The organism is Rhizobacter sp. P1_G5, assembly GCF_056405435.1.
The window spans coordinates 1-3554 of record NZ_JBFUCB010000616.1; the positions used below are offsets into that span (position 1 = coordinate 1).

The 3554-nt window shown below is 69.5% G+C and carries 4 protein-coding genes and 1 pseudogene; 4 read left to right on the forward strand and 1 reads right to left on the reverse strand.

Annotated elements, in window-relative coordinates; translation table 11 throughout:
- The 4 genes and pseudogenes from AC1D12_RS28105 to AC1D12_RS28120 form a co-directional block, all read left to right on the forward strand.
- Nucleotides 1-199, forward strand: a pseudogene (locus AC1D12_RS28105) (acyl-ACP--UDP-N-acetylglucosamine O-acyltransferase); the annotation flags it as partial.
- 5 nt (nt 200-204) lie between these two features.
- A complete protein-coding gene (gene lpxB / locus AC1D12_RS28110; protein ID WP_477844370.1) occupies nt 205-1353 on the forward strand; it encodes a lipid-A-disaccharide synthase in 1149 nt (382 codons plus the stop codon).
- The gene (gene rnhB / locus AC1D12_RS28115; protein ID WP_052211429.1) at nt 1325-1987 is read left to right on the forward strand and encodes a ribonuclease HII; all 663 of its coding nucleotides are present in this window, start codon (nt 1325-1327) and stop codon (nt 1985-1987) included. Before lpxB ends, rnhB begins: the two co-directional genes overlap by 29 nt.
- A gap of 13 nt (nt 1988-2000) precedes the next feature.
- On the forward strand, nt 2001-2777 hold the full coding sequence (locus AC1D12_RS28120) for a TrmH family RNA methyltransferase (RefSeq protein WP_477828535.1): 777 nt from the start codon (nt 2001-2003) through the stop codon (nt 2775-2777).
- Between the two features lie 19 nt (nt 2778-2796).
- Here the strand turns inward: AC1D12_RS28120 and ppsR are convergent.
- On the reverse strand, nt 2797-3554 hold a 758-nt coding region (gene ppsR / locus AC1D12_RS28125; protein WP_477844372.1), incomplete at its 5' end, for a posphoenolpyruvate synthetase regulatory kinase/phosphorylase PpsR.

A 3554-nucleotide genomic window follows, 5' to 3' on the forward strand; every position in this document is an offset into this window, starting at 1 on the left:
CCTGCGGCGGCGCGGTTTCAGTGCCGAGCGCATCGCGGCGGTCAAGCAGATGCACCGCAGCCTGTACCGCAGCGGCCGCACGCTGCAGGAGGCGCGCGACGAGATCGCCGCGCTGGGCCAGTCGGCGCCCGAGGCGGCCGCCGATGTGGCGATGATGCTCGACTTCCTCGCCGGCGTGACGCGCGGCATCGCGCGCTAGTCCCGATGACGAATTCCGGCCCGCCACGGCTGGCCCTGGTGGCCGGCGAAGCCTCCGGCGACTTGCTCGCCGGCCTGTTGCTGGGCGGCCTGAAGGCGCGCTGGCCCCAACTGCATGCGGCCGGCATCGGCGGGCCGAACATGGCCGCGCAGGGTTTCGAGGCCTGGTGGCCGCACGACAAGCTCGCGGTGCGCGGGTATGTCGAGGTGCTGCGCCACTACCGCGAGATCTCCGGCATCCGCGAGCGGCTGGCCGAGCGCCTGCGGTGCGAGCCGCCCGACGCCTTCATCGGTGTCGATGCGCCCGACTTCAACCTCGGGCTCGAGACGCGGCTGAAAACGCTCGGCATCAGGAGCATCCATTTCGTCAGCCCGTCGATCTGGGCGTGGCGGGGCGGCCGCATCGACAAGATCCGCGCCGCGGTCGACCACGTGCTGTGCATCTTCCCGTTCGAGCCGGCGATCTACGAGCGCCACGGCATTGCGGCGACCTATGTCGGCCACCCGCTGGCGGATGCGATTCCCATCGAGGTGCCGCGCGCAGCGGCCCGAAGCGCACTGGGCATCGGCAGCGATGAAACGGTGGTGGCGCTGCTGCCCGGCAGCCGGCGCTCGGAGGTCGAGTACATCGCCCCGCGCCTGCTGGCCGCGGCGGCGTTGATGAAGCGGCAGCGGCCGCGATTGCGTTTCCTGCTGCCGGTGGTGCCGGGGCTGCGGTCGCTGGTCGAACCGATGGTGGCCGAGCATGCGGGCGGGGTGGGCATCGAGCTGCTCGACGGCCGCTCGCACGAGGTGCTGGCCGCCTGCGACGTCACGCTGATCGCGAGCGGCACGGCGACGCTCGAGGCGGCGCTCTTCAAGCGGCCGATGGTCATCACCTACGCGATGAACTGGCTGAGCTGGCAGATGATGAAGCGCATGGGCTACCAGCCCTGGGTGGGTTTGCCGAACATCCTGCTCGGGGAATTCGCGGTGCCCGAGCTCTTGCAGGACGACGCGACGCCGCAGAGACTGGCGGCTGCGGGTCTTGACTGGCTCGACAAGCCGGAAGAGTCCGCTGCCATTGCCCGGCGTTTCACCGAACTGCACCGCCGACTGCGCTGCAACACTGTCCAGGCTGCCACCGATGCGATCGAGAAAGTCCTCCGGTCCTGAGCAGTTCGGCCTGCGCTTCGACGCCATCGGCCTGGTGGCGGGCGTGGACGAAGCCGGCCGCGGCCCGTTGGCCGGCCCGGTGGTCGCCGCGGCGGTGATCCTCGACGACCAGCGTCCGATCAAGGGGCTGGACGATTCGAAGAAGCTGTCGGCCGCGGTGCGTGCGCGGCTGTACGACGAGATCCGCGAGAAGGCCTTGTGCTGTGCGGTGGCCGAGGCGAGCGTCGAGGAGATCGACACGCTGAACATCCTGCAGGCGACGATGCTGGCGATGCGCCGCGCGGTCGAGGGCTTGCGGCTGGTGCCGGTGAAGGTGCTGGTCGATGGCAACCGCCTGCCGGTGCTGAAGATCGCGGCCGAGGCCATCGTGCAGGGCGATGCGCTGGTGCAGTCGATCTCGGCGGCATCGATCCTCGCGAAGGTGCACCGCGACCGCTTGTGCCTCACGCTGCACGAGCAGCACCCGCAGTACGGCTTCGACGAGCACAAGGGCTACGGCACGCCGATGCACCTGGCCGCGCTGAAGCAGCACGGGGCCTGCGTGCACCACCGCCGCTCGTTCGCACCGGTGCGTGAGGCGCTGCTGCCGCTGGGTATGCCGGTGTCCGTGTCCTTTGCGGTGCCCGCCGAATGATGGGCGCCGAGTGATGGCGGCAGCGATCAAGGCGATCAGTTCGCGCGACAACCCGTTGCTGGTGCGGCTGCGCAAGCTGGCGGCCGACCCGGGGGGCTACCGCAAGCACGGCGAGGTGCTGCTGGAGGGCGATCACCTCGCCGCGGCGCTGCTGCAGCGTGGCGGGCTGCCGTCGCAGGCGGTGATCACCGAAGCGGGCTGGCAGGTGCCGGCGCTGCGGGCGTTGGCCGAGCGCGCACCGCAGGTGGCCGTGGTGCCTGCGGCGCTGATGGCGGGCATCGGCACGCTCGAGTCGGCCGCTCCGCTGATGTTCGTGCTGCCCTGGACGGGTGGTGCGTCGCTGCAGGCCGATGCGCCGAGCGTCGTGCTCGATCGACTGCAGGACGCCGGCAACGTCGGCGCGGTGCTGCGCAGTGCGGCCGCCTTCGGCTTCACGCAGGTGATCGCGTTGAAGGGCACCGCGGCGCTGTGGTCGCCGAAGGTGCTGCGCGCCGGCATGGGCGCGCATTTTGCGCTGCGGCTGGTCGAGGGCCTCGAAGCCGATGCGCTGGCGGCGTTGACCGTTCCATTGCTGGCCACCAGCTCGCACACACCGCACGAGATCCATCGCGCAACGCTGCCTTGGCCGTGCGCCTGGGTGCTGGGTCACGAAGGGCAGGGTGTGTCCACGGCGCTGATGGCGCGTTGTGCGCAGGCATTGCGCATTCCGCAGCCAGGCGGCGAGGAGTCGCTCAACGTTGCCGCCGCCGCGGCGGTGTGCCTCTACGAGTCGGCGCGGCAAAGAATCTGACGCGCGCGAACCGCTCGCCTCAATACATCAGCCGATCCGGCCGGATATCCCGCAGGATGGTCGTCGCGATCTCCTCGATCGATTTGTGCGTCGACGACAGCCACGCGATGCTCTCGCGCCGCATCATCGCCTCGGCCTCCGACACCTCGTGCCGGCAGTTCTCGATGCTGGAGTACGGGCTGTTCGGCCGCCGCTCATGGCGGATCTCGGCCAGCCGCTCCGGCGCAATCGTCAGCCCGAAGCATTTCTTGCGGTGCGGCGCCAGCCCCGCCGGCAGCACGCGGCGGTCGAAGTCTTCCGGGATGAGCGGGTAGTTGGCCGCCTTGATGCCATGTTGCATCGCCAGGTACAGCGAGGTCGGCGTCTTGCCGCTGCGGCTCACGCCGACCAGGATCACGTCGGCCTCGGCCAGGTTCTTCGACGATTGCCCGTCGTCGTGCGCCAGCGAGAAGTTGATCGCCTCGATGCGGTCGGTGTACTCCTGGCTCTTCGAGATGTCCGGGAAGCGGCCGACCCGGTGGTTCGAGGTCATTTCGAACTCGGCCTCCAGCGGCTCGATGAAGGTGTTGAACATGTCCAGCACCATGCCGCGGCTGCTCGCCTTCAGGATGTTCAGGATCTCCCGGTTCACCAGCGTCACGAACACGATCGGCCGCCGGCCCTCGAGATCGGCCGAATGGTTGATCTCGCGCACCACCTGGTGCACCTTGTCCTCGGAGTCGATGAACGGGCGCCGCACGTGCCGCGGCTTGATCGCGAACTGGGCCAGGATCGAGT

Excerpts from the sequence above, each read along its gene's own strand:
- lpxB (WP_477844370.1), top strand. The coding sequence starts at position 205 with ATGACGAATTCCGGCCCGCCACGGCTGGCCCTGGTGGCCGGCGAAGCC.
- rnhB (WP_052211429.1), top strand. The coding sequence starts at position 1,325 with ATGCGATCGAGAAAGTCCTCCGGTCCTGAGCAGTTCGGCCTGCGCTTC.
- AC1D12_RS28120 (WP_477828535.1), top strand. The coding sequence starts at position 2,001 with ATGGCGGCAGCGATCAAGGCGATCAGTTCGCGCGACAACCCGTTGCTG.